Annotated in this window: 20 protein-coding genes; 16 read left to right on the top strand and 4 right to left on the bottom strand. The window is 71.6% G+C overall.

The annotated features are described in order from the left end of the window. Positions 1 to 78: 78 nt before the first annotated feature. Positions 79 to 1629 (bottom strand): M28 family metallopeptidase, encoded by a 1551-nt coding sequence (locus tag AC07A6_RS27525; protein WP_478778928.1) that lies wholly within the window; start codon positions 1627 to 1629, stop codon positions 79 to 81. Positions 1630 to 1808: 179 nt separating this feature from the next. Continuing rightward, positions 1809 to 2933: a DUF5937 family protein gene (locus tag AC07A6_RS27520; protein ID WP_478778927.1), complete on the bottom strand. Its 1125-nt coding sequence runs from the start codon at positions 2931 to 2933 to the stop codon at positions 1809 to 1811. A 205-nt stretch (positions 2934 to 3138) separates the two neighbouring features. Here AC07A6_RS27520 and AC07A6_RS27515 point away from each other — a divergent pair, with 205 nt between their 5' ends. From AC07A6_RS27515 to AC07A6_RS27505, 3 genes are all read left to right on the top strand, one after another. Continuing rightward, complete coding sequence (locus AC07A6_RS27515) at positions 3139 to 3348, top strand: hypothetical protein (protein WP_478778926.1); 210 nt, start codon at positions 3139 to 3141, stop codon at positions 3346 to 3348. A gap of 599 nt (positions 3349 to 3947) precedes the next feature. Continuing rightward, positions 3948 to 4349 (top strand): hypothetical protein, encoded by a 402-nt coding sequence (locus tag AC07A6_RS27510; RefSeq protein ID WP_478778925.1) that lies wholly within the window; start codon positions 3948 to 3950, stop codon positions 4347 to 4349. Positions 4350 to 4370: 21 nt separating this feature from the next. Then, positions 4371 to 4931 carry a GNAT family N-acetyltransferase gene (locus AC07A6_RS27505; RefSeq protein ID WP_478778924.1) on the top strand — a complete coding sequence of 187 codons (561 nt, stop codon included), beginning with the start codon at positions 4371 to 4373 and terminating at the stop codon, positions 4929 to 4931. Positions 4932 to 5438: 507 nt separating this feature from the next. On the opposite strand, the gene AC07A6_RS27500 is transcribed toward AC07A6_RS27505, so the two are convergent. Next, entirely contained in the window at positions 5439 to 6560 is a 1122-nt protein-coding gene (locus AC07A6_RS27500; RefSeq protein ID WP_478778923.1) for a threonine aldolase family protein, read from the bottom strand. Between the two features lie 236 nt (positions 6561 to 6796). Here AC07A6_RS27500 and AC07A6_RS27495 point away from each other — a divergent pair, with 236 nt between their 5' ends. The 12 genes from AC07A6_RS27495 to AC07A6_RS27440 all read left to right on the top strand — a co-directional run bounded on the left by AC07A6_RS27495 (position 6797) and on the right by AC07A6_RS27440 (position 15932). Continuing rightward, positions 6797 to 7711 (top strand): Rossmann-like and DUF2520 domain-containing protein, encoded by a 915-nt coding sequence (locus tag AC07A6_RS27495; protein ID WP_362467434.1) that lies wholly within the window; start codon positions 6797 to 6799, stop codon positions 7709 to 7711. Further along, positions 7708 to 8715 carry a pantoate--beta-alanine ligase gene (panC, locus tag AC07A6_RS27490; protein WP_362467435.1) on the top strand — a complete coding sequence of 336 codons (1008 nt, stop codon included), beginning with the start codon at positions 7708 to 7710 and terminating at the stop codon, positions 8713 to 8715. The genes AC07A6_RS27495 and panC overlap by 4 nt, the downstream gene beginning before the upstream one ends. After that, positions 8712 to 10451 carry an L-aspartate oxidase gene (locus AC07A6_RS27485; protein WP_362467436.1) on the top strand — a complete coding sequence of 580 codons (1740 nt, stop codon included), beginning with the start codon at positions 8712 to 8714 and terminating at the stop codon, positions 10449 to 10451. Before panC ends, AC07A6_RS27485 begins: the two co-directional genes overlap by 4 nt. Positions 10452 to 10453: 2 nt before the next feature. After that, positions 10454 to 11422 carry a carboxylating nicotinate-nucleotide diphosphorylase gene (nadC, locus tag AC07A6_RS27480; protein ID WP_362467447.1) on the top strand — a complete coding sequence of 323 codons (969 nt, stop codon included), beginning with the start codon at positions 10454 to 10456 and terminating at the stop codon, positions 11420 to 11422. Between the two features lie 4 nt (positions 11423 to 11426). Next, positions 11427 to 12236 carry a type III pantothenate kinase gene (locus tag AC07A6_RS27475; RefSeq protein ID WP_007264823.1) on the top strand — a complete coding sequence of 270 codons (810 nt, stop codon included), beginning with the start codon at positions 11427 to 11429 and terminating at the stop codon, positions 12234 to 12236. 141 nt (positions 12237 to 12377) lie between these two features. Next, on the top strand, positions 12378 to 13130 hold the full coding sequence (locus AC07A6_RS27470; protein ID WP_362467437.1) for a GntR family transcriptional regulator: 753 nt from the start codon (positions 12378 to 12380) through the stop codon (positions 13128 to 13130). Positions 13131 to 13264: 134 nt separating this feature from the next. After that, positions 13265 to 13456, top strand: a complete 192-nt coding sequence (locus AC07A6_RS27465; protein ID WP_362467438.1) for a DUF397 domain-containing protein — start codon at positions 13265 to 13267, stop codon at positions 13454 to 13456. A 98-nt stretch (positions 13457 to 13554) separates the two neighbouring features. Then, complete coding sequence (locus AC07A6_RS27460; protein WP_362467439.1) at positions 13555 to 14160, top strand: hypothetical protein; 606 nt, start codon at positions 13555 to 13557, stop codon at positions 14158 to 14160. Positions 14161 to 14174: 14 nt separating this feature from the next. After that, positions 14175 to 14342 carry a hypothetical protein gene (locus AC07A6_RS27455; protein ID WP_185911331.1) on the top strand — a complete coding sequence of 56 codons (168 nt, stop codon included), beginning with the start codon at positions 14175 to 14177 and terminating at the stop codon, positions 14340 to 14342. Between the two features lie 81 nt (positions 14343 to 14423). Further along, positions 14424 to 14885: a BlaI/MecI/CopY family transcriptional regulator gene (locus AC07A6_RS27450; RefSeq protein WP_362467441.1), complete on the top strand. Its 462-nt coding sequence runs from the start codon at positions 14424 to 14426 to the stop codon at positions 14883 to 14885. Positions 14886 to 14894: 9 nt separating this feature from the next. Next, a complete protein-coding gene (locus AC07A6_RS27445; protein WP_478778922.1) occupies positions 14895 to 15428 on the top strand; it encodes an amino-acid N-acetyltransferase in 534 nt (177 codons plus the stop codon). A gap of 165 nt (positions 15429 to 15593) precedes the next feature. Beyond that, positions 15594 to 15932 carry a histone-like nucleoid-structuring protein Lsr2 gene (locus tag AC07A6_RS27440; RefSeq protein WP_007264817.1) on the top strand — a complete coding sequence of 113 codons (339 nt, stop codon included), beginning with the start codon at positions 15594 to 15596 and terminating at the stop codon, positions 15930 to 15932. On the opposite strand, the gene AC07A6_RS27435 is transcribed toward AC07A6_RS27440, so the two are convergent. Continuing rightward, positions 15911 to 16501: an SCO3374 family protein gene (locus AC07A6_RS27435; protein ID WP_362467442.1), complete on the bottom strand. Its 591-nt coding sequence runs from the start codon at positions 16499 to 16501 to the stop codon at positions 15911 to 15913. The two genes, AC07A6_RS27440 and AC07A6_RS27435, sit on opposite strands and share 22 nt — an antisense overlap. A gap of 451 nt (positions 16502 to 16952) precedes the next feature. Between AC07A6_RS27435 and AC07A6_RS27430 the strand changes: the two genes are divergently transcribed. Beyond that, positions 16953 to 19478 (top strand): ATP-dependent Clp protease ATP-binding subunit, encoded by a 2526-nt coding sequence (locus tag AC07A6_RS27430; protein WP_125818656.1) that lies wholly within the window; start codon positions 16953 to 16955, stop codon positions 19476 to 19478. Positions 19479 to 19784 lie beyond the last annotated feature (306 nt).

Here is a 19784-nt window from a genome sequence, read left to right as displayed (position 1 = left end):
GCCTCCCCCCCCATCACGGCACGGCCGAGGGGCCGGCCTCCCGTCCGGGAGGCCGGCCCCTGGTGTGTCCGGCTGTTCTTACTCCGTGACGTCGTGGTCGTGGCCCGGGCGCAGACCGCCGCCGTTGCCGGAGCCGGTGGACGGCTTCGGGGTGACCGGCTGCGTCAGCGGCGCCAGGTCCCAGGCGTAGTGGCCGACCGCGTTCGCGATGACGTCGACGTTGATGTCGAGCCCCTTCTGGTCGATGTTGTTGATGTCGTCGCCCTTGCCGTGGTAGTTCGGGTCGTAGGCGACGCCCGCCTGACCGCCGAACTTCGCGGCCTGCGCCGGGGTCTTGATGCCCTCGGCGCCCGTGTCCGTACCGCCCGACGGGATACCGGCCTCGATGAACGGGCCGTAGTCCGAGCGGCCGGTGAAGTCACTGCCCTCGTGCGGGATCTTCTGCGCGTCGAGGAAGTCGGTGATCTGCTTCTCCAGCTGCGCCGAACCCTCCGGGCCCGGGCCCGAGCCGACCTTGTCCGAGTCGTCGCCGTCGTAGACGAAGTACGCGGAGTTCGGCGAGGCGATCATGTCGAAGTTCAGGTAGAGCTTGATCTGCTTCTTCTGCTCCGGCGTCAGCGAGGCCACGTACGCCTCGGAGCCGAGCAGGCCGAACTCCTCCGCCGACCACCAGGCGAACTTCACCTTGTTCTTGATCTTCTTCTGCTCGCTCGCGAGGCGCTGCGCGACCTGGAGGATGCCCGCCGAGCCGGAGCCGTTGTCGTTGATGCCCGGACCGGCCGCGACCGAGTCCAGGTGCGCGCCGAGGAAGACGGTGTTCTCCGGGTCGCCGCCCTTGGTCTCCGCGACGACGTTGAACGTCTTGCGGTTCTCGCGCAGCTCGCGGACGTCCAGGGTGAGCGAGACGGGACCCGCGGCCGCCTCGGCGGCGAGCTTCTCGCCGTCCTCCTGGGAGATGCCGCCGGTGGGGACCTTGCCGGCGTTCGCGTCGCCGAGGGTGCCGTTGAGGGCGCCCGCGGTGTTGTTGTAGATGACCGCGCCGACCGCGCCGGCCGCCGCCGCGTTCGCCTGCTTCGCGGCGAAGGTGCAGCCGCCGCGCTTGATCAGTGCGATCTTGCCGGTGAAGGCGCCGGCCGCGAAGTCCGTGGCCTCGCAGCCGTTGGTGTTGTCGGCGTCGACGGGGGCGACGGCGACGGGCGCGGTGATGCCGCCCTCCGGGCCGCTGGCCGTGTACGTCATCAGCTTGAGCGGCACGTCCCGGCCGGTGGCGCCGTTGACCTTCAGCTTCTCGGAGATCGTCTCGACGTACACGAAGTCGAACTCGTGGCGCGAGACCTGGTACCCGGCGCCCTTCAGCACGGCCTCGACGTACTGCGCCGACTGGGCGTGGCCCTTCGAACCGGCCACCCGGGTGCCGTTGTTGTAGTCGGCGATCGACTGGAAGACCTTCAGGTGGTTGTTGGCGCCCTTGCCCGTCGAGTCCTTGACCAGCTTCCTGGCCAGCGCGTCACCCCGGGCGGCGTCGCTCTGCGGGCTCGTCGCACCGGCCGGACCGGCGAGGAGCAGCGGGGAGACGAGGGCGGCGGCCGCGAGGACGGCGGTGGCAGTGGCTATACGGCGAGAGGGCATGAAGGTCCTTTCACAGCAGGAAGCGTCTGTGGGGGAGGCGTGGCGTGGTGGACGCACGTTAGACACCAAGAGGCGGCCCTCGCCAGAGTTTTCACTGCTTCCGGTTTGTGAAATCCGGATATCGGTGCCTCTGATGAGGGGCGAAATCCGGCCACCGTCCGATCGTCGGGCAGATCTGCTCAGCGCAGGATTCCCTCGATGAAATCGCCACCTATTCGTGCGACCACGGACAGATCCAACTGGTGCTGTACATAACGACCCTGGCGCCGCGTGTGCAGCAGCCCCGCCCTCTTCAGCACGGCCAGGTGCCGGGACACCTCCGGCGCGGAGATCCCGTAGACCCGCGCCAGCTCGCTCGTCGTGTACGGGGCGCGCGCCAGACTGCGGCACAGCATCATCCGCATGGGGTGCGCCAACGCCTCCATCCGGCGCTGCAGCAGCTCCACCGAGCCCGGCTCGGAGGCCAGTTCGGGCGAGTCCAGCGGGTAGTGCACCACCGGCCGCCAGCCCGGAGCGTGCAGCACCAGCAGGTGCGGCCAGCCGAAGTGCGTCGGTACGAAGAGCAGCCCCGGCCCGACCGTCGGATCCGTCGCCGTGGCCTGGCCGTTGACCATCTTGTCGGCGGTGATCAGCGTCAGCCCCTCGTCCACGCTCAGCGCCGACGACACCTCCCGCAGCACCGCCGGCAGCCCCTTGTGGCGCAGCACCTCCGTCTTGTGCCGGGCGTCCGCCGTCTGCCGGGGCTCGATGCGCCGCCAGGTCTCCGCGAAGAAGGCCTCGTCGCAGTCCTCCAGCAGCCGCCGCATCCACACCCGCACCCCGGCCGGGTCGTCCAGCAGCCGGATCGAGAACTCCAACTGCCGCGGCCCGCGCGCCGCCGCCGTCTCCAACGCCTTCGCCCGCGCCCCCGCGTCCTTCAACGGATGCGGGCCGCCGCCCTCGTTGTACAGCGCCAGCCAGCAGTGCTCCAGCGCCGCCATCACGAACCGCTCGTCGTCCAGCCGGTCGAGCACGTCCAGCTCCTCGGCCAGCGTCGCCCCCGGGCGGCCGGTACCGCCGGGGATGCCGGCGAAGGCCATGAAGATGTCCGAGAACGAACTGCGCCACATGAAATCGGCCTCAAGGAGCCGGTCGGCGAGGCAGGGGTCGAGCGAAGCCGTAGTGGCCCTCGTCCAGGACTGCAGCCCCGGGTGATGGGCCGGCTGCGAGAGCGCGTGCAGGGTCATGCAGAGCTCGGCGAGCGGCGACGGCGCGAAGCCGATCCGCTCCGCGGGGAGCCCGGCGATGTCGATGGTGACGCTCATCGCCCCATTGTGTCCTCCGGCGCGCGGAGCGCGGCGCGGGCATGGCAGGGCAGGGCCCGCGGGTACGGGCGGCCGCGCGCCGGCCGTGCGCCCGTACGAGGGGCCGTGAAGCCATGGTCGGGGCATCGCCGCAGGTGAGGGGCGTCGATTGACGGGGAGCGTCAATCGGCGGGCGCGCCGCGCCCAACGGGGTGAGGGTGGATGCATGACAGCCATCGAGCAGTACCTCGTCGACACCTACCGCGCGGCCCAGCACGGCACCCCGCAGCCCCCGCCCCCGGGCCGCGACGACGTCGCCGCCCTCCGCGCCATCCGCACCGAAGCCCAGTTCTCCGCCGTCCTGGCCGGCCGCCCGGCCACCCACCCCTGGCTCCACGCCCTGACCCGCCACCTCCACCGCGGCGGGGCGTGCTGAGGGCCTCCGGCGGGGGCGGGGTACCGGGGGCGGTATCCCCATGGACGGCCTCAGAGCAGCCTGGGGGCTTCCCGTCAGTCCCATCGTCCTTCCGGTTCGGGCCGGTCCCTCAAGGGCGCTCCTTCGTCGCGTCGCTACGCGATGTCGCTTCGCTCCACCCTTGACCGACCGACCCGAACCGGAAAGCCGAAAGACTGCCGGGAAACCCCCAAAGAAACGGCACGGTCCAAGGGCAGGGGACGGGTCCGTCAGCGATGAGACGAGGGACCGGGCGCCGGCCCACCGGGCATCCGGGCCCATCCAGTCCCGATTCCGGGCCGGGGGCGCGACTACCCGCACGAGAGGCCGATCAGAGCGACCTGCGGAGCCCTCAGGCGCGTCAGATCGCTACGCGCTTCTCTCGTCTCGGCGTCCGACGACCGCCTTGGGCTGATACCCGCACCAGAGGACGAACGGATCGGCTCGGCTCGGCTCGGCTTGAACGCGTTCAAAGTCTGTGCCAGGCTGCGGGTCGCATCCTCGTCGCACACGCGACCTGCAGAAACCCTCGGGGGTGGAGTGTGTCGCGTTCCTGCCGGTCCGCGCTTGTCCTCCTTGCCATGACTCTCGCACTCACGGCTTGCGGAAGGATCTGGAACCGGCCGCCACCCGATGGCGAACCCGTCAAGCTGACGCCGGCCGAACTCGCGGTCACGTGGTTCGACGCCTATGGCGGCAGCCTGACGCTGAAGGAGGACGGGACGTTCATCGCCAACCAGGTGTGTGGCGACTGGATGGGCGCCTCGGACTGGAACTGGACCGGACCCCGGTCGGGATCGGGTACGTGGAGAAGCGAGACGGGGAGGTCCGTCGTGCGGAAGTTCGATGCCAAGGGCCCCGAGGGCGACGTTGTGGGCGACAGCCTCGGCGTGTGGCGGGATGACAACACGGTGATGCTCTGGACCCGCGTGGGTGATGAGGACAACGACGATTCCCACTGCATTCTGACCAGACGCTTCTAGCCGCACCTGAACGGAATACACATGCCCGCCTTCACCCGCCACGGCCCTGAACAGGCCCGAACCATCACCGAGCAGCTGCTGGCCGTCTACTCGGGGGTGTACGACGTCCCGCCGTACGCCGGGGACCCCTTCTTCGCGGTGGAGACGTACCACTCGCGCCTCCGGGCCGCCTACGGCATGAAGGGCTTCGAGGTGGTCACGGCGCACCTGGCGGACGGTTCCATCGCGGGATACGTCCACGGCGTGACCCTCACCCCGGACCGCGCCTGGTGGGACTCCCTCCTGAGGGAGGGGAAGGTGCCCGCAGACGTGGAGAAGGCGGCCGAAGCCGGCGAGGTCTTCTGGCTGAGGGAGCTGATGGTCCTCCCCGCGCACGCCGGCCGGGGAACTGGCCGCGCGCTGCACGACGCGATGGTCCTGGGCCGAGAGGAGTCCTGGACCACCCTCACCTGCATCACCGACAACGAGCCGGCCCGCTCCGCCTACCCCCGCTGGGGCTACGAGGTGATCGGCCGGATCAAGCACGCCCCCGAATCCCCGGTCTACGACGCCATGGTCCTTCGGTCGGACGCTGAGAAATGAGGAGCGCGTAGCGATCTGACGCGCCTGTCGGCTCCCTGGGCTGCTCTTTTCGCCCTCTGGTGCGGGTATCGGCCACAGGCGGTCGTCGGACGCTGAGATGTGAGGAGCGCGTAGCGATCTGTCGCGTCCGGGGGCTCCCCAGGTCGCTCTGGTCGGCCTCTCGTGCAGGTAGTCGCGCCCTTGGCCCGGAAACCGGGCATCTGAGGGCCAGGATGCCCGGCGGGCCGGCGCCCGGCCCCTCGCCTCATCACTGACACGGCCGCTCCTCCAACCATCGACCGTGCCGTTTCTTTGGGGGTTTCCCGGCAGTCTTTCGGCTTTCCGGTTCGGGCCGGTCGGTCAAGGGTCGCCGTAGGCGATCGCGTAGCGACGCGACGAAGGAGCGCCCTTGAGGGACCGGCCCGAACCGGAAGGACGATGGGACTGACGGGAAGCCCCCAACCCTCCCTGAGACCGCCCCAGGGGCTACCGCCCACCCCGCCCACCCCGCAGCCCCCGGGGACCCCCCTAAACCCGCCCCAAGAACCCCGCCACCGCCTCCCGGACCTCCTCCGCCGTCCACCCCAGGCCCGGCTGCGTGATCTCCACCTCCGTCACCGCCAGGCCCGGCGGGCCCTCCGCGCTCCACCGCCGGAACAGCACCGTGCCCGTTTCCTCCGCCAGGCGGGCGCCCGCCTCCGTGAGGCGGTCGGCCTCGTACGGGAGCCACACCTGGAACTGGTGCGTGTGCGGCACCTCCGGGTGGACCCGGGACCACGGCACGCCCGCCTCCGCGAAGGCCTCCCGCAGCGCGGCCGCGACGACCCGGGCCTGCTCCACGTACGCCGGCAGGCGCGGCAGCTCCCGTTCCAGCCCGGCCAGGGCCGCCAGGGCCTGGGGGAACTGGCGGAAGACCTGGCCCCCGTACCGGTGGCGCCACACCCGGGTCTCCTCGACGAAGTCCCGGGGTCCGGCCAGGCAGGCCCCGCTCAGCCCGCGCAGCGACTTGTAGAAGGAGACGTACACCGAGTCCGCGAGCTGCGCGATCTCCGGCAGCGGCCTGCCGAAGTGGACGGTGGACTCCCACAGCCGGGCCCCGTCGAAGTGGACGACCGCGTCCCGCTCCCGGGCGGCGTCCACCAGCCCCTCCAGCTCCTCCCACGCGGGCAGCAGGAACCCGGCGTCGCGCAGCGGCAGCTCCAGCATCAGCGTGCCGAAGGGCTCGGGGTGCTCCCGGACCTCCTGCGGGGTCGGCTGGCGCGGCTCCGTCACCGGGTGGGTGGTCCGCAGCCCGGCCAGCGCCGTCAGGGCTCCGCCCTCCCACTGCTCCGGGTGGCTCATGGGGTGCAGGGCCACGACCGGGTTGCCGGTGCGCCCTGCCCAGCAGCGCAGTGCGATCTGCTGGGCCATCGTCCCCGAGGGGAAGAACGCCGCGTCCTCGGTGCCGAGCAGCGCGGCGACCCGCCGCTCCAGGTCGGCGACGACGCCGTCGCCGTAGATGTCCGCCGGGGCGTCCAGGTCGTACGGGGCGTCGGCCAGCCCGGCCAGCAGCTCCCGGACCGTCTCCTCCCGCCCGCCGCTCGTCAGGGTCCGGCGGGCCCCCTTCCAGGCGGCCACCAGCCGCTTCGTCAGCTCCGCGTCATCGCTCATGCCGAGATCATCGCGGACGGCAACCCACCACCGCCCCCGAAAAACCCGCGGACGGCCCCCGGCCACCGCCCCCGAAAACCCGCGGACGGCAACCCGCCACCGGCACCTCCCCGCCCCCTCCCCGCCGCCCTCCCCGCCCCCGGCGGGCCTGACCGGCGCCGGGCCGCGGAAAGGGCCTAGCATGGCGACGTATCGTCCGGTACCCCTCGCGGACTGGAACGGAAGGCCCTCACCGCGTGAACTCATCCCAGGAACCGCGTCCCGCCCGGCTCACCGTCGGAGTCGTCGGCGCGGGCCGTGTCGGCCCCGCGCTGGCCCGTGCGCTGCAGCAGGCCGGGCACCGCCCCGTCGCCGTGTCGGGGGTCTCCGACGCCTCCCGGCGCCGGGCCGAGCGGATGCTGCCGGACGTGCCGCTGGTGTCGCCGGCGCAGGTGCTGGAGCGGGCCGAGCTGGTCCTGCTCACCGTCCCCGACGACGCCCTGCCGGGCCTGGTGGAGGGCCTCGCCGAGACCGGCGCGGTCCGTCCCGGGCAGCTCCTCGTGCACACCTCGGGGCGTTACGGGACCGCCGTGCTGGACCCCGCGCGGCGCGCGGGCGCGCTCCCGCTGGCGCTGCACCCGGCGATGACCTTCACCGGGACCGAGGTGGACGTGCAGCGCCTGGCCGGCTGCTCCTTCGGCGTGACCGCCCCCGAGGAGCTGCGGCTCGCCGCCGAGGCCCTGGTCATCGAGATGGGCGCGGAGCCCGAGTGGATCGCGGAGGAGAGCCGCCCGCTCTACCACGCGGCCCTCGCGCTGGGCGCGAACCACCTGGTCACCCTGGTCGCCCAGGCGATGGAGCTGCTGCGCACCGCGGGTGTCGAGCACCCCGACCGGATGCTCGGCCCGCTGCTCGGCGCCGCCCTGGACAACGCCCTGCGCTCCGGCGACGCCGCGCTCACCGGGCCCGTCGCCCGCGGTGACGCGGGCACCGTCGCCGCGCACGTCTCGGAGCTGCGCAAGCACGCTCCCGCCACCGTCGCCGGGTACCTGGCGATGGCCCGTACGACCGCTGACCGCGCCCTCGCGCACGGCCTGCTCAAGCCCGAACTGGCCGAGGACCTCCTCGGCGTGCTCGCGGACCCCGCCGACCCGAAGGATTCCGAGCGATGACCGGCCCGCTCCAGCTGCTGAACACCGCCGAAGAGCTCCACAAGCTCCCGCGCGACGGCCGCCGGGCCGTCGTGATGACGATGGGCGCCCTGCACGAGGGCCACGCCACGCTCATCCGTACGGCCCGTGAGGAGGTGGGACCGGACGGCCAGGTGGTGGTCACCGTCTTCGTCAACCCCCTCCAGTTCGGGGCGAACGAGGACCTGGACCGCTACCCGCGCACCCTCGACGCGGACCTGCGGATCTCCGAAGGGGCGGGCGCGGACGCCGTGTTCGCGCCGTCCGTCGACGAGGTCTACCCGGGCGGCGACCCGCAGGTGCGGATCACCGCCGGGCCGATGGGCGAGCGGCTCGAAGGCGCCACCCGCCCCGGCCACTTCGACGGCATGCTGACCGTCGTCGCCAAGCTGCTCCACCTCACCCGCCCCGACCTGGCCCTGTTCGGCCAGAAGGACGCCCAGCAACTGGCCCTGATCCGGCGCATGGTGACCGACCTGAACTTCCCCGTTGAGGTGGCCGGCGTACCCACGGTCCGGGAGGACGACGGGCTCGCCCTGTCCTCCCGCAACCGCTACCTCGGCCCGGTCGAGCGCCGTACCGCCCTGGCCCTGTCCCGCGCCCTGTTCGCGGGCCGCGACCGGCTCGCCGCGCAGGCCGCGCTGTGCGCCCGCGCGGAGGCGGCCCCGGCCAGCGACGGGCGCGCCACCGCCCTGGCCCGGCTCGGCGAGATCCGCGCGTCCGCCGACGCGCACGCCGTGTCGGCGGCGGCCGGCGGCGTCACCGGCCTGCCGGACGCCGTACGGGCCGCCGCGCGGCACGTGCTGGAGGAGGCGGGCCGGCACGAGCCGCCGCTGGTCCTGGACTACCTGGCCCTGGTGGACCCGAAGGACTTCACCGACGTCGGTCCCGACTTCACCGGACGGGCCGTGCTGGCCGTCGCGGCGAAGGTCGGCACGACCCGGCTGATCGACAACATCCCATTGGAGTTCGGAGCACACGCGTGAGCACCACAGGCAACCCAGGCACCCCCGGCGCCGCCGGTACGGGCATACGGCTGCACGCCCCCGCCCCCGGCTGGGCCCTCGACGCGGACGTCGTGGTCGTCGGTTCCGGCGTCGCGGGCCTGACGGCCGCGCTGCGCTGCGCCGCCGCGGGCCGCCGTACGGTCGTGGTCACCAAGGCTCGGCTCGACGACGGCTCCACCCGCTGGGCGCAGGGCGGCATCGCGGCCGCCCTCGGCGAGGGCGACACCCCCGAGCAGCACCTGGACGACACGCTGGTCGCGGGCGCGGGCCTGTGCGACGAGGCGGCTGTGCGGCTGCTGGTCACCGAGGGCCCCGACGCCGTGCGCCGGCTGATCGCGGCCGGGGCGGTCTTCGACACGTCCGCCGAGACCGGAGAGATAGAGCTGACCCGCGAGGGCGGCCACCACCGCCGGCGCATCGCGCACGCGGGCGGCGACGCGACCGGCGCGGAGATCTCCCGCGCCCTGGTCGAGGCCGTGCACGCCGCCGGGATCCGCACCGTCGAGAACGCGCTGGTCCTGGACCTGCTCCAGGACGCGCAGGGCCGTACGGCCGGCGTGACCCTGCACGTGATGGGCGAGGGCCAGCACGACGGCGTCGGCGCCGTCCACGCGCCCGCCGTGATCCTGGCGACCGGCGGCATGGGCCAGGTGTTCTCCGCGACGACCAACCCGGCGGTCTCCACGGGCGACGGGGTGGCGCTGGCGCTGCGCGCCGGCGCCGAGGTCTCGGACCTGGAGTTCGTCCAGTTCCACCCGACGGTCCTGTTCCTCGGCCCGGACGCCGAGGGCCAGCAGCCGCTGGTGTCGGAGGCGGTCCGCGGCGAGGGCGCGTACCTGGTGGACGCGGACGGGGTCCGCTTCATGGTGGGGCAGCACGAGCTGGCCGAGCTGGCACCGCGGGACATCGTCGCCAAGGGCATCATGCGCCGCATGCAGGAGCAGGGCGCCCGGCACATGTACCTGGACGCGCGGCACTTCGGCGCGCAGATGTGGGAGAACCGGTTCCCCACGATCCTGGCGGCCTGCCGGGCCCACGGCATCGACCCGGTGACCGAGCCGATCCCGGTCGCCCCGGCCGCGCACTACGCCTCGGGCGGCGTACGCACGGACCTGCACGGCCGTACGACCGTGCCGGGCCTGTACGCGTGCGGCGAGGTGGCCTGCACCGGTGTGCACGGCGCGAACCGGCTGGCCTCCAACTCCCTGCTGGAGGGCCTGGTCTTCGCCGAGCGGATCGCCGAGGACATCGCCGCGAACCCGCCCGTGGGCAGCGGCCCGGGCATACCCGTGCCCGCCACCGGTCCGCTCCAGCCGGCCGAGGCCCGGTACGAGGTCCAGCGCATCATGACGGAGGGCGCGGGCGTGCTCCGCTCCGCCGGATCCCTCGCGGCGGCCGCCGAGGCGCTGGAGACCCTGTACACGACGGCCCTGGGCGAGCTGGAGAGCCGCGGCAAGACGGCCGTGCCGGGCGTCGAGACCTGGGAGGCGACCAACCTGCTGTGCGTGGCCCGCGTCCTGGTGGCCGCCGCCCAGCGGCGCGCCGAGACCCGCGGCTGCCACTGGCGCGAGGACCATCCCGACCGGGACGACGCCGAGTGGCGCCGCCACCTCGTGGTGCGGCTGTCGCGCACCGAGCGGCGGGCGCTGGTCGTCACCCCCACCGACTCCGCGGACTTCCCGTCCGTCCACCACCCCCTCAGCCTGGAGAAGTGACCGTGAGCACCCCCGAACTCCCCCTGATCGAGCAGAACGAAGGCGGCTGCGGCGACGACTGCGGCTGCGGCGACGGCGAGGAGAGCGGCCTCGACCCGGCGCTCGCCCAGCTGCTGGTCGACGCGGGCCTGGACCCGATCGAGGTCGAGGACATCGCGCACATGGCGCTGTCCGAGGACCTGGACGGCGGGGTCGACGTCACCACCGTCGCGACCGTCTCCGAAGAGGCCGAGGCCATCGCCGACTTCGTGGCCCGCGAGGCCGGCGTCGTGGCGGGCCTGCGGATCGCCGAGGCCGTGTTCTCCGTGGTCTGCACGGAGGCCTTCGAGGTCGAGCGGCACGCCGAGGACGGCGACAAGGTCGAGGCCGGCCAGCTGCTGCTGTCGGTGCGCTCGCGCACCCGTGACCTGCTGACCGCCGAGCGCAGCGCCCTGAACATCCTGTGCCGGCTGTCCGGCATCGCGACGGCCACCCGCCGCTGGGCGGACGTCCTGGAGGGCACGAAGGCCAAGGTCCGCGACACCCGCAAGACGACGCCGGGCCTGCGTTCGCTGGAGAAGTACGCGGTCCGCTGCGGCGGCGGCGTCAACCACCGCATGTCGCTGTCGGACGCGGCGCTGGTCAAGGACAACCACGTGGTCGCCGCGGGCGGCGTCGCACAGGCCTTCAAGGCCGTCCGCGAGGCCTTCCCGGACGTTCCGGTGGAGGTCGAGGTCGACACGATGCACCAGGTCCGCGAGGTCGTGGACGCGGGCGCCGACCTGATCCTGCTGGACAACTTCACCGTCCCGGAGACGGAGGAGGCCGTGACGATCGTCGCGGGCCGCGCGGTCCTGGAGTCCTCGGGCCGGCTGTCGCTGGAGACGGCCCGCGCCTACGCGGAGACCGGTGTGGACTACCTGGCGGTGGGCGCGCTGACGCACTCCTCGCCGATCCTGGACATCGGCCTCGACCTGCGCGAGGCGGTGTAAGCCGATGCTGCTCACCATCGACGTGGGCAACACCCACACGGTCCTGGGCCTGTTCGACGGCGAGGAGATCGTCGAGCACTGGCGCGTCTCCACGGACCCGCGGCGCACGGCGGACGAGCTGGCCGTGCTGATGCAGGGCCTGATGGGGATGCACCCGATGCTCGGCAGCGAGCTGGGTGACGGGATCCACGGCATCGCGATCTGCTCGACGGTGCCGTCGGTGCTGCACGAGCTGCGCGAGGTGACCCGCCGCTACTACGGCGACGTGCCGGCGATCGTGGTGGAGCCCGGCGTGAAGACGGGCGTGCCGATCCTGATGGACAACCCGAAGGAGGTCGGCGCGGACCGCATCGTCAACGCGGCCGCCGCCGTCGAGCTGTACGGGGGTCCGGCGATCGTCGTGGACCTCGGTACGGCGACGACCTTCGACGCGGTCTCCGCGCGCGGCGAGTACGTGGGCGGGGTGATCTCCCCGGGCATCGAGATCTCGATGGAGGCGCTCGGGATGCGCGGCGCGCTGCTGCGCAAGATCGAGCTGGCCCGGCCGCGGAACGTGATCGGCAAGTCCACGGTCGAGGCGATGCAGTCGGGCGTGGTCTACGGGTTCGCGGGGCAGGTCGACGGGATCGTGCACCGCATCGCCCGGGACCTGGTGGGTCCGGACGGCGATCCGGACGACGTCCGCGTCATCGCCACGGGCGGGCTGGCCCCGGTCATCCTCGGGGAGACCACGGTGATCGACGAGCACGAGCCGTGGCTGACGCTGATCGGGCTGCGGCTCGTGTACGAGCGCAACGCGCCCAGCTTCGAGTGATCCGGCCGCCCGTGGGGCCCCGCCCGAGCGGGGCCCCACGGGCGGTAGCGGAACGTCATGCGGAATCCTCAGCTTGAACCTGATCCGTTAGCTTGTCGGCGTCGGACGCACACCCTCGCGAAGCGGCACAGGACGGCCCACATGCCCCGTAAATCACCGTACTTGCAGGTGGTCGCATCACTCAGGACCCGCATCGAGGCGGGTGAGTGGGCGATAGGCGACAGGCTCCCCTCGCGCGCCCGGTTCGCGGAGGAGTACTCCGTCGGGCAGGGCGTCACCCAGCGGGCCATGGAGCAGCTGATCATCGAGGGCTTCCTCGAAGGCCGCGCCGGTTCCGGCACCTACGTGCGCACCCCGCGCCGGCGCATGCGGATGCTCCGCACCCGCCGCCGCGTTCCCGGCTCCGGCAACACCTTCCGCTCCGAGGCCGCCGCGCACGGCATCGCCGCGTCCTGGGAGTTCAAGACCCTCCCGCAGGTCCCGGCGCCCGAGCGGATCGCCGCCCGGCTGGCCATCGAGCCCGGATCCCCCTGCGTGATGACCCGCTACGAGTTCATGGCCGACGGCAGCCCCGCCGAACTCTCCGAGTCCTGGGAGCCCCTGGCCATCACCTCCGGCACGCCGATCGTGCTCCCGGAGGTGGGCGAACTGCGCGGCGCCGGGGTGGTGGCGCGCATGCGGTCCATCGGCATCACCGTCACCTCCGTGGTGGAGGTGCCGCGCCCGGCCCGGGCCAACCAGAACCAGGCCAACCTCCTGGGGATCAGCCTCGGCGCCATGATCACCGAGGTCGAGCGCACGTACCTCGACGCCGACGGCCGCCCCGTGGAGACCGCCGACCTGGTCATCCCCGACTCGCGCTACGAGATCGCGTACGCCTTCCCGGTGGAGTGACCAAGGGCGCGTATTGTGAACGGCCGTACTTTCCGACGACCGGGTTTTTTACGGAACTGGCCGGGGTGTGCCCCTCGTGGCGCTAGCGTCACGCTCGAAAGCACCGCGACCTCGTCCACTGCGGAGGAGACACCATGACCGCGAACGCTCGACCCGACTGGCGCAAATCGTCCTACTGCGGCGAGGACGACGCCTGCGTGTACGTGGCGGCCGCGCCCGGCACCCTGGTGCGCGTGGCCGACCGGGCCGACCCGGCGCACCTGGTGATGGCGACCACCCACGCCGCCTGGGCGGAATTCGTGAAGTCCGTCAAAGAGACCGGCTGAACCGGGCCGGACCGCCCGGAGGGGCGGCGTGGATCCCCGCCGCGCCGCAATCCCGCACCCTCAGGGGATTTTGTCCGATTAGCGCGTATCTTCGCCCCATGCCCACGCCCTACGGATCCCGCGGCGGCATGGCGTTCAGCGCCGCCGAGCTGCACGTGCTCAGGCGTTCCCTCGCCCACGCCCTCCAGTCCTCCACGGCCCCCCTGACCGCTTCCGAGGTCCAGGACTGCCTGCGCCTCGCGGCGTCGGTGGACGACGCCGTCCTGGAGGCGGGCCGGCTCAGAGCCTTCCTGCTCGACGACCTCGCCCGCTACAGAAGCGCCCTCCCCGGGAGCCTGTCCGGCTACCTGGAGCTCCTCCAGGACGCCCTGGCCGCCGGGTACGAGCCCCTGGCCGACGACCTGGCCGCCCTGCGCGCCCTGCGGGCCAACCCGGTCGCCGCCGCCGTCCTGGAGCGGGCCCAGGCCGTCGCCGCCCGCTCCGTACGCCGCAGGCTCGCCACCGGGACCGCACCCGCGGCCGCCCCGGCCCCGCGCACCCGGCTGCTGGCCCTGGCCGGCGGCAAGGAGCAGCCGCCCCCGCCGCCGCCGAAGCCCGTCCCGGCGAAGGAGCCCCCGGCCCGGCCGGTGCCCACCCCGGGCGAGGTCTTCCCGCCGCGCCGCAAGCCCACCCCGCCCCCGGCGGCCGGACGCGCGGCGGTGTAGCTACGCTGGGGGGCATGGACTACGTCTCCGCGCTCGTGCCCCCCATCGTGATGGCCGCGTTCTTCATCGCACTCGTCGTGACGATCGTGAAGACCCAGGGCGGGGCCAACAAGGCCAAGGAAGACGCGGTCGTCGACGCCGCGCTCGCCCGCGCCGAGGCCGGCCAGCAGTCGCAGAAGTGAAGTAACCCCGGCCGGGGTTTTCCACCGCGCGTTGCGGCGAATAGTCGGGCAATTCGCCGCAATCGGCACTATTGTGCTGCTGTGCCTCGCCCCTTGGGAGAACTCGAAGACGCAGTGATGACGCGGGTGTGGCAGTGGAACCGCCCGGTCACCGTTCGGGAAGTCCTGGAAGACCTCCAGCAGGAACGGTCCATCGCGTACACCACGGTCATGACCGTTATGGACAATCTCCATCAGAAGGGCTGGGTCCGCCGGGAAGCCGAAGGCCGCGCCTATCGATATACGGCGGTCTCCACCCGCGCCGCCTACTCGGCCGCACTCATGAACGAGGCCTGGTCCACCAGCGACAGCCCGGCGGCCGCCCTCGTCGCCTTCTTCGGCATGATGTCCCCCGAACAGCGCGAGGCCCTCCGCGACGCCGTCCGCATCGTCCAGCACGACGAACCCGAACCGGGACCCGAGGCCGGCCCGGCCGGAGAAGACCCGTCAACGGCCCCGCCGGAAGGGGACTCCGGCGCGCAAGGGAGCGACCCGGGGCGATAGCGTCCGGGTATGGGAGAGCTTTCCACCACAGCCGACGCCAAAACAGTGACGATCCGCCGCGCGCGCACCAGTGATGTTCCGGCGCTGCGCCGCCTGCTCGACCAGTACGTGCAGCAGCGGATCCTCCTCGACAAAGCCCCCGTCGTCCTTTACGAGGACATCCAGGAGTTCTGGGTCGCGGAACGCGAGGGGGACGGGCAGGTGGTGGGCTGCGGCGCCCTCCACGTCATGTGGGAAGACCTCGCCGAAGTGCGCACGCTCGCCGTCGACCGCGACTTGAAGGGCGCCGGTGTCGGGCACCTGGTGCTCGCCAAGTTGTTGGAGACCGCCCGCCGGGTCGGGGTCAGCCGGGTATTCTGCCTGACCTTCGAAGTGGACTTCTTCGCGAAGCACGGCTTCGTCGAGATCGGCGAGACCCCGGTGGAGACCGATGTCTACATGGAGCTCCTGCGTTCCTATGACGAGGGAGTCGCCGAGTTCCTCGGTCTCGAACGAGTGAAGCCGAACACCTTGGGCAACAGCCGGATGCTGCTGCACCTCTGATCGAGCGCGGCGGCTATTACGGGCCCCCGTCCGCCTGAGGCCTATGTCCGAATCGCGCACGTTTCCCGCCTTGTTGAGGTCCTGAACCTCTCGCCGGGGGTTTGTGTTTTCCAGGCAAAAGCGGTTTCCTTTCCGCGTACTGCATTTTCGATGAAAGGAAATCCGGTGGCACAGAAGGTTCAGGTCCTTCTTGTCGACGACCTCGACGGTGGCACGGCGGACGAGACCGTGACGTTCGCTCTTGACGGCAAGACCTACGAGATCGACCTCACCACCGCCAACGCTGAAAAGCTCCGCGGTGCGCTGGAGGACTTCGTGAAGGCGGGCCGCCGTACCGGCGGGCGTGCTTCCACCGGCCGCGCCAAGGGCCGCGCCGCCGCCGCCCCGGGCAGCCCGGACACGGCCGAGATCCGCGCGTGGGCCAAGGCCCAGGGCCTCAGCGTCAACGACCGCGGCCGGGTTCCCGCCGAGATCCGCGAGGCCTACGAGAACGCCAAGGGCTGAGGCGTACGCCGCCCCAGGCGGGCGCGGTGGCATTCCGTGGCCGCCGCGGCCACCAGGCGTACGAGATCGGGCCCGGCCGGCTCCGCACAGAGCCCGGGTCCGGCGCCCCGCCCCGGACCGGGCAGGGCGGGCAGCGACGCCTCGCACCCCAGCTCGGGGGGCCGCAGCCACACGGCGGCCCCCCGAGGGCTTTCTCCCGGTGCCCGTCCGGGCGGCACGGGGGCGGTGATCCTGCCCCCCGCGCCCACGGCGGTCAGATCCAGCGCCACCCCGCCCCACTCCAGCCAGTCGAGCAGCCCCTCCAGCTCCTCGGCGCCGCCCGGGGCGATCAGGAAGCGCATCCGGCGCCCCATCACGGCCACCGGACCGGTGGCGGCGAAGCCGGGCCGGCCGAGCAGCGCGGCCCCGGCGTCCGAGGGGAGCTCCAGCACGTCGAACCGGACCCCGGTGACCAGCTGCGGGGGCGGCCCCCCGGCGCAGGCCCAGCCGAGCACCCGCTCGTACCAGGTACGGGTGTCCTCCTCGGACGGGACGCGGGGCGAGGGGACGCTCACGGTGCTGAGGGACATGACCGGAGCAACTCCGGCGACCGCCGACGGGTTACGCGACGCGCCCGTACCAATGCGTAGCGTAAACATCGGTCGAGCGGAGTCCCACATTCGGGACACAAGCGTGTTCGCCCGTAGCGGAGGGAACCATGCGTACCGGCATGGAGTGTCAGTCCTTACGGGTAAGACATTCCTAGTGGATCGGGGCGACACGCTGATTTGAGCGTGTTCCGTTCGCCATCGGCGTACACCTGTGACGGGTATCTGCCTGGCCTGCGGGAACATCGTCTCGCACCATCGAGTTGGAGCAGTAGTCGGCTCTTACAGCCGGTTTTCCTCACCGACGTGGGGGTGAGCCGTGGACGGATGTCGGCAGTTGGAATGAGCTGTCCCGTCCCGCGGGACTAGCATGCGGAAGGACAGGGCGGGGACCGACCCCGAACTGCCCGACCGCTCTGAGGAGCGATAAACGATGTTCGAGAGGTTCACCGACCGCGCGCGGCGGGTTGTCGTCCTGGCTCAGGAAGAAGCCCGGATGCTCAACCACAACTACATCGGCACCGAGCACATCCTCCTGGGCTTGATCCACGAGGGTGAGGGTGTCGCCGCTAAGGCCCTGGAGAGCCTCGGGATTTCGCTCGAGGCTGTTCGCCAGCAGGTTGAGGAGATCATCGGTCAGGGCCAGCAGGCCCCGTCCGGCCACATCCCCTTCACGCCGCGGGCGAAGAAGGTCCTGGAGCTGTCGCTCCGAGAGGCCCTCCAGCTCGGCCACAACTACATCGGCACCGAGCACATCCTGCTCGGCCTGATCCGCGAGGGCGAGGGCGTCGCCGCCCAGGTCCTCGTGAAGCTGGGCGCCGATCTGAACAGGGTCCGGCAGCAGGTCATCCAGCTGCTCTCCGGCTACACCGGGGGCGGCAAGGAGTCGGCCACCGCAGGCGGCCCGGCCGAGGGCACCCCCTCGACCTCGCTGGTCCTCGACCAGTTCGGCCGCAACCTCACCCAGGCTGCCCGCGAATCCAAGCTCGACCCGGTCATCGGGCGCGAGAAGGAGATCGAGCGGGTCATGCAGGTCCTGTCCCGCCGGACCAAGAACAACCCGGTCCTCATCGGCGAGCCCGGCGTCGGCAAGACCGCCGTCGTCGAGGGCCTGGCGCAGGCGATCGTCAAGGGCGAGGTCCCCGAGACCCTCAAGGACAAGCACCTCTACACGCTCGACCTGGGTGCCCTGGTCGCCGGCTCCCGCTACCGCGGTGACTTCGAGGAGCGCCTGAAGAAGGTCCTCAAGGAGATCCGCACCCGCGGCGACATCATCCTGTTCATCGACGAGCTCCACACGCTCGTCGGTGCGGGTGCCGCAGAGGGTGCGATCGACGCCGCTTCGATCCTGAAGCCCATGCTGGCCCGTGGTGAGCTCCAGACCATCGGTGCCACCACGCTGGACGAGTACCGCAAGCACCTGGAGAAGGACGCGGCCCTGGAGCGCCGCTTCCAGCCCATCCAGGTCGCGGAGCCGTCGCTGCCGCACACCATCGAGATCCTCAAGGGTCTCCGTGACCGGTACGAGGCCCACCACCGCGTCTCGATCACGGACGAGGCCCTCGTCCAGGCCGCGACCCTGGCCGACCGGTACATCTCGGACCGCTTCCTCCCGGACAAGGCGATCGACCTGATCGACGAGGCCGGCTCCCGGATGCGCATCCGCCGGATGACCGCGCCGCCGGACCTCCGCGAGTTCGACGAGAAGATCGCGGCCGTCCGCCGCGACAAGGAGTCGGCCATCGACTCCCAGGACTTCGAGAAGGCGGCTTCGCTCCGTGATTCGGAGAAGCAGCTGCTCGCCGCGAAGTCCAAGCGCGAGAAGGAATGGAAGGCCGGCGACATGGACGTCGTCGCCGAGGTCGACGGCGAGCTCATCGCCGAGGTCCTCGCGACCGCGACCGGCATTCCCGTCTTCAAGCTGACCGAGGAGGAGTCCTCGCGCCTGCTGCGCATGGAGGACGAGCTCCACAAGCGCGTCATCGGTCAGAAGGACGCCATCAAGGCCCTTTCGCAGGCGATCCGCCGTACGCGGGCCGGCCTGAAGGACCCGAAGCGCCCCGGTGGCTCGTTCATCTTCGCCGGTCCGTCCGGTGTCGGTAAGACCGAGCTCTCCAAGACGCTCGCCGAATTCCTCTTCGGCGACGAGGACGCGCTGATCTCCCTCGACATGTCGGAGTTCAGCGAGAAGCACACGGTTTCCCGCCTCTTCGGTTCGCCCCCCGGCTACGTGGGCTACGAAGAGGGCGGCCAGCTGACCGAGAAGGTCCGCCGGAAGCCGTTCTCCGTCGTCCTCTTCGACGAGGTCGAGAAGGCGCACCCGGATATCTTCAATTCCCTTCTCCAGATCCTGGAGGACGGTCGCCTGACCGACTCCCAGGGCCGGGTCGTGGACTTCAAGAACACGGTCATCATCATGACGACCAACCTGGGTACGCGGGACATCTCCAAGGGCTTCAACCTGGGCTTCGCCGCCCAGGGCGACGTCAAGACCGGTTACGACCGGATGAAGGCGAAGGTCAACGAAGAGCTCAAGCAGCACTTCCGGCCCGAGTTCCTGAACCGTGTCGACGACACGGTCGTCTTCCACCAGCTCAGCCAGGAAGACATCATCCAGATCGTCGACCTGATGATCGCCAAGGTGGACGAGCGCCTCAAGGACCGCGACATGGGCATCGAGCTCAGCGGTGACGCGAAGCAGCTCCTCGCCAAGCGCGGCTACGACCCGATCATGGGTGCCCGCCCGCTGCGCCGGACCATCCAGCGCGACATCGAGGACCTGCTGTCGGAGAAGATCCTCTTCGGCGAGCTGCGCCCCGGCCACATCGTGGTCGTCGGCGTGGAGGGTGAGGGCGAGGACGCCAAGTTCACCTTCCGCGGCGAGGAGAAGTCGGCTCTGCCCGACCTCCCCCCGATCGAGGCCACGGGCTCCGGCCCGGACCTCTCGAAGGGCGCGTAAGCGGTAGCCGTACGTAGCTGAAGGGGCGGCCCCGGGACCCAAAAGGTCCCGGGGCCGCCCCTTTGCGGTGTGCGGGGGCCCCGGGGGTGTGGGGCTTGTGGTGCGGGCCCGCTATCTCCCCCTCGACCCCGTGGGGCCGGGCGGTGGTTGCCCACCCGCCTCCCCGGGTGCGGGCCGGTGGGGCGGGTGAGCGGTAGCCCCTTGGGCGGTCTCAGGGCTGGTTGGGGGCTTCCCGTCAGTCCCATCGTCCTTCCGTGTCGTGCCGGCCTGTCAAGGGCGCTCCTTCGTCGCGTCACTTCGTGATCG

Source organism: Streptomyces sp. NPDC044002, assembly GCF_056434525.1.
Note: the sequence above shows the minus strand (reverse complement) of the source record. Positions and strands in the feature narration are given on the sequence as shown.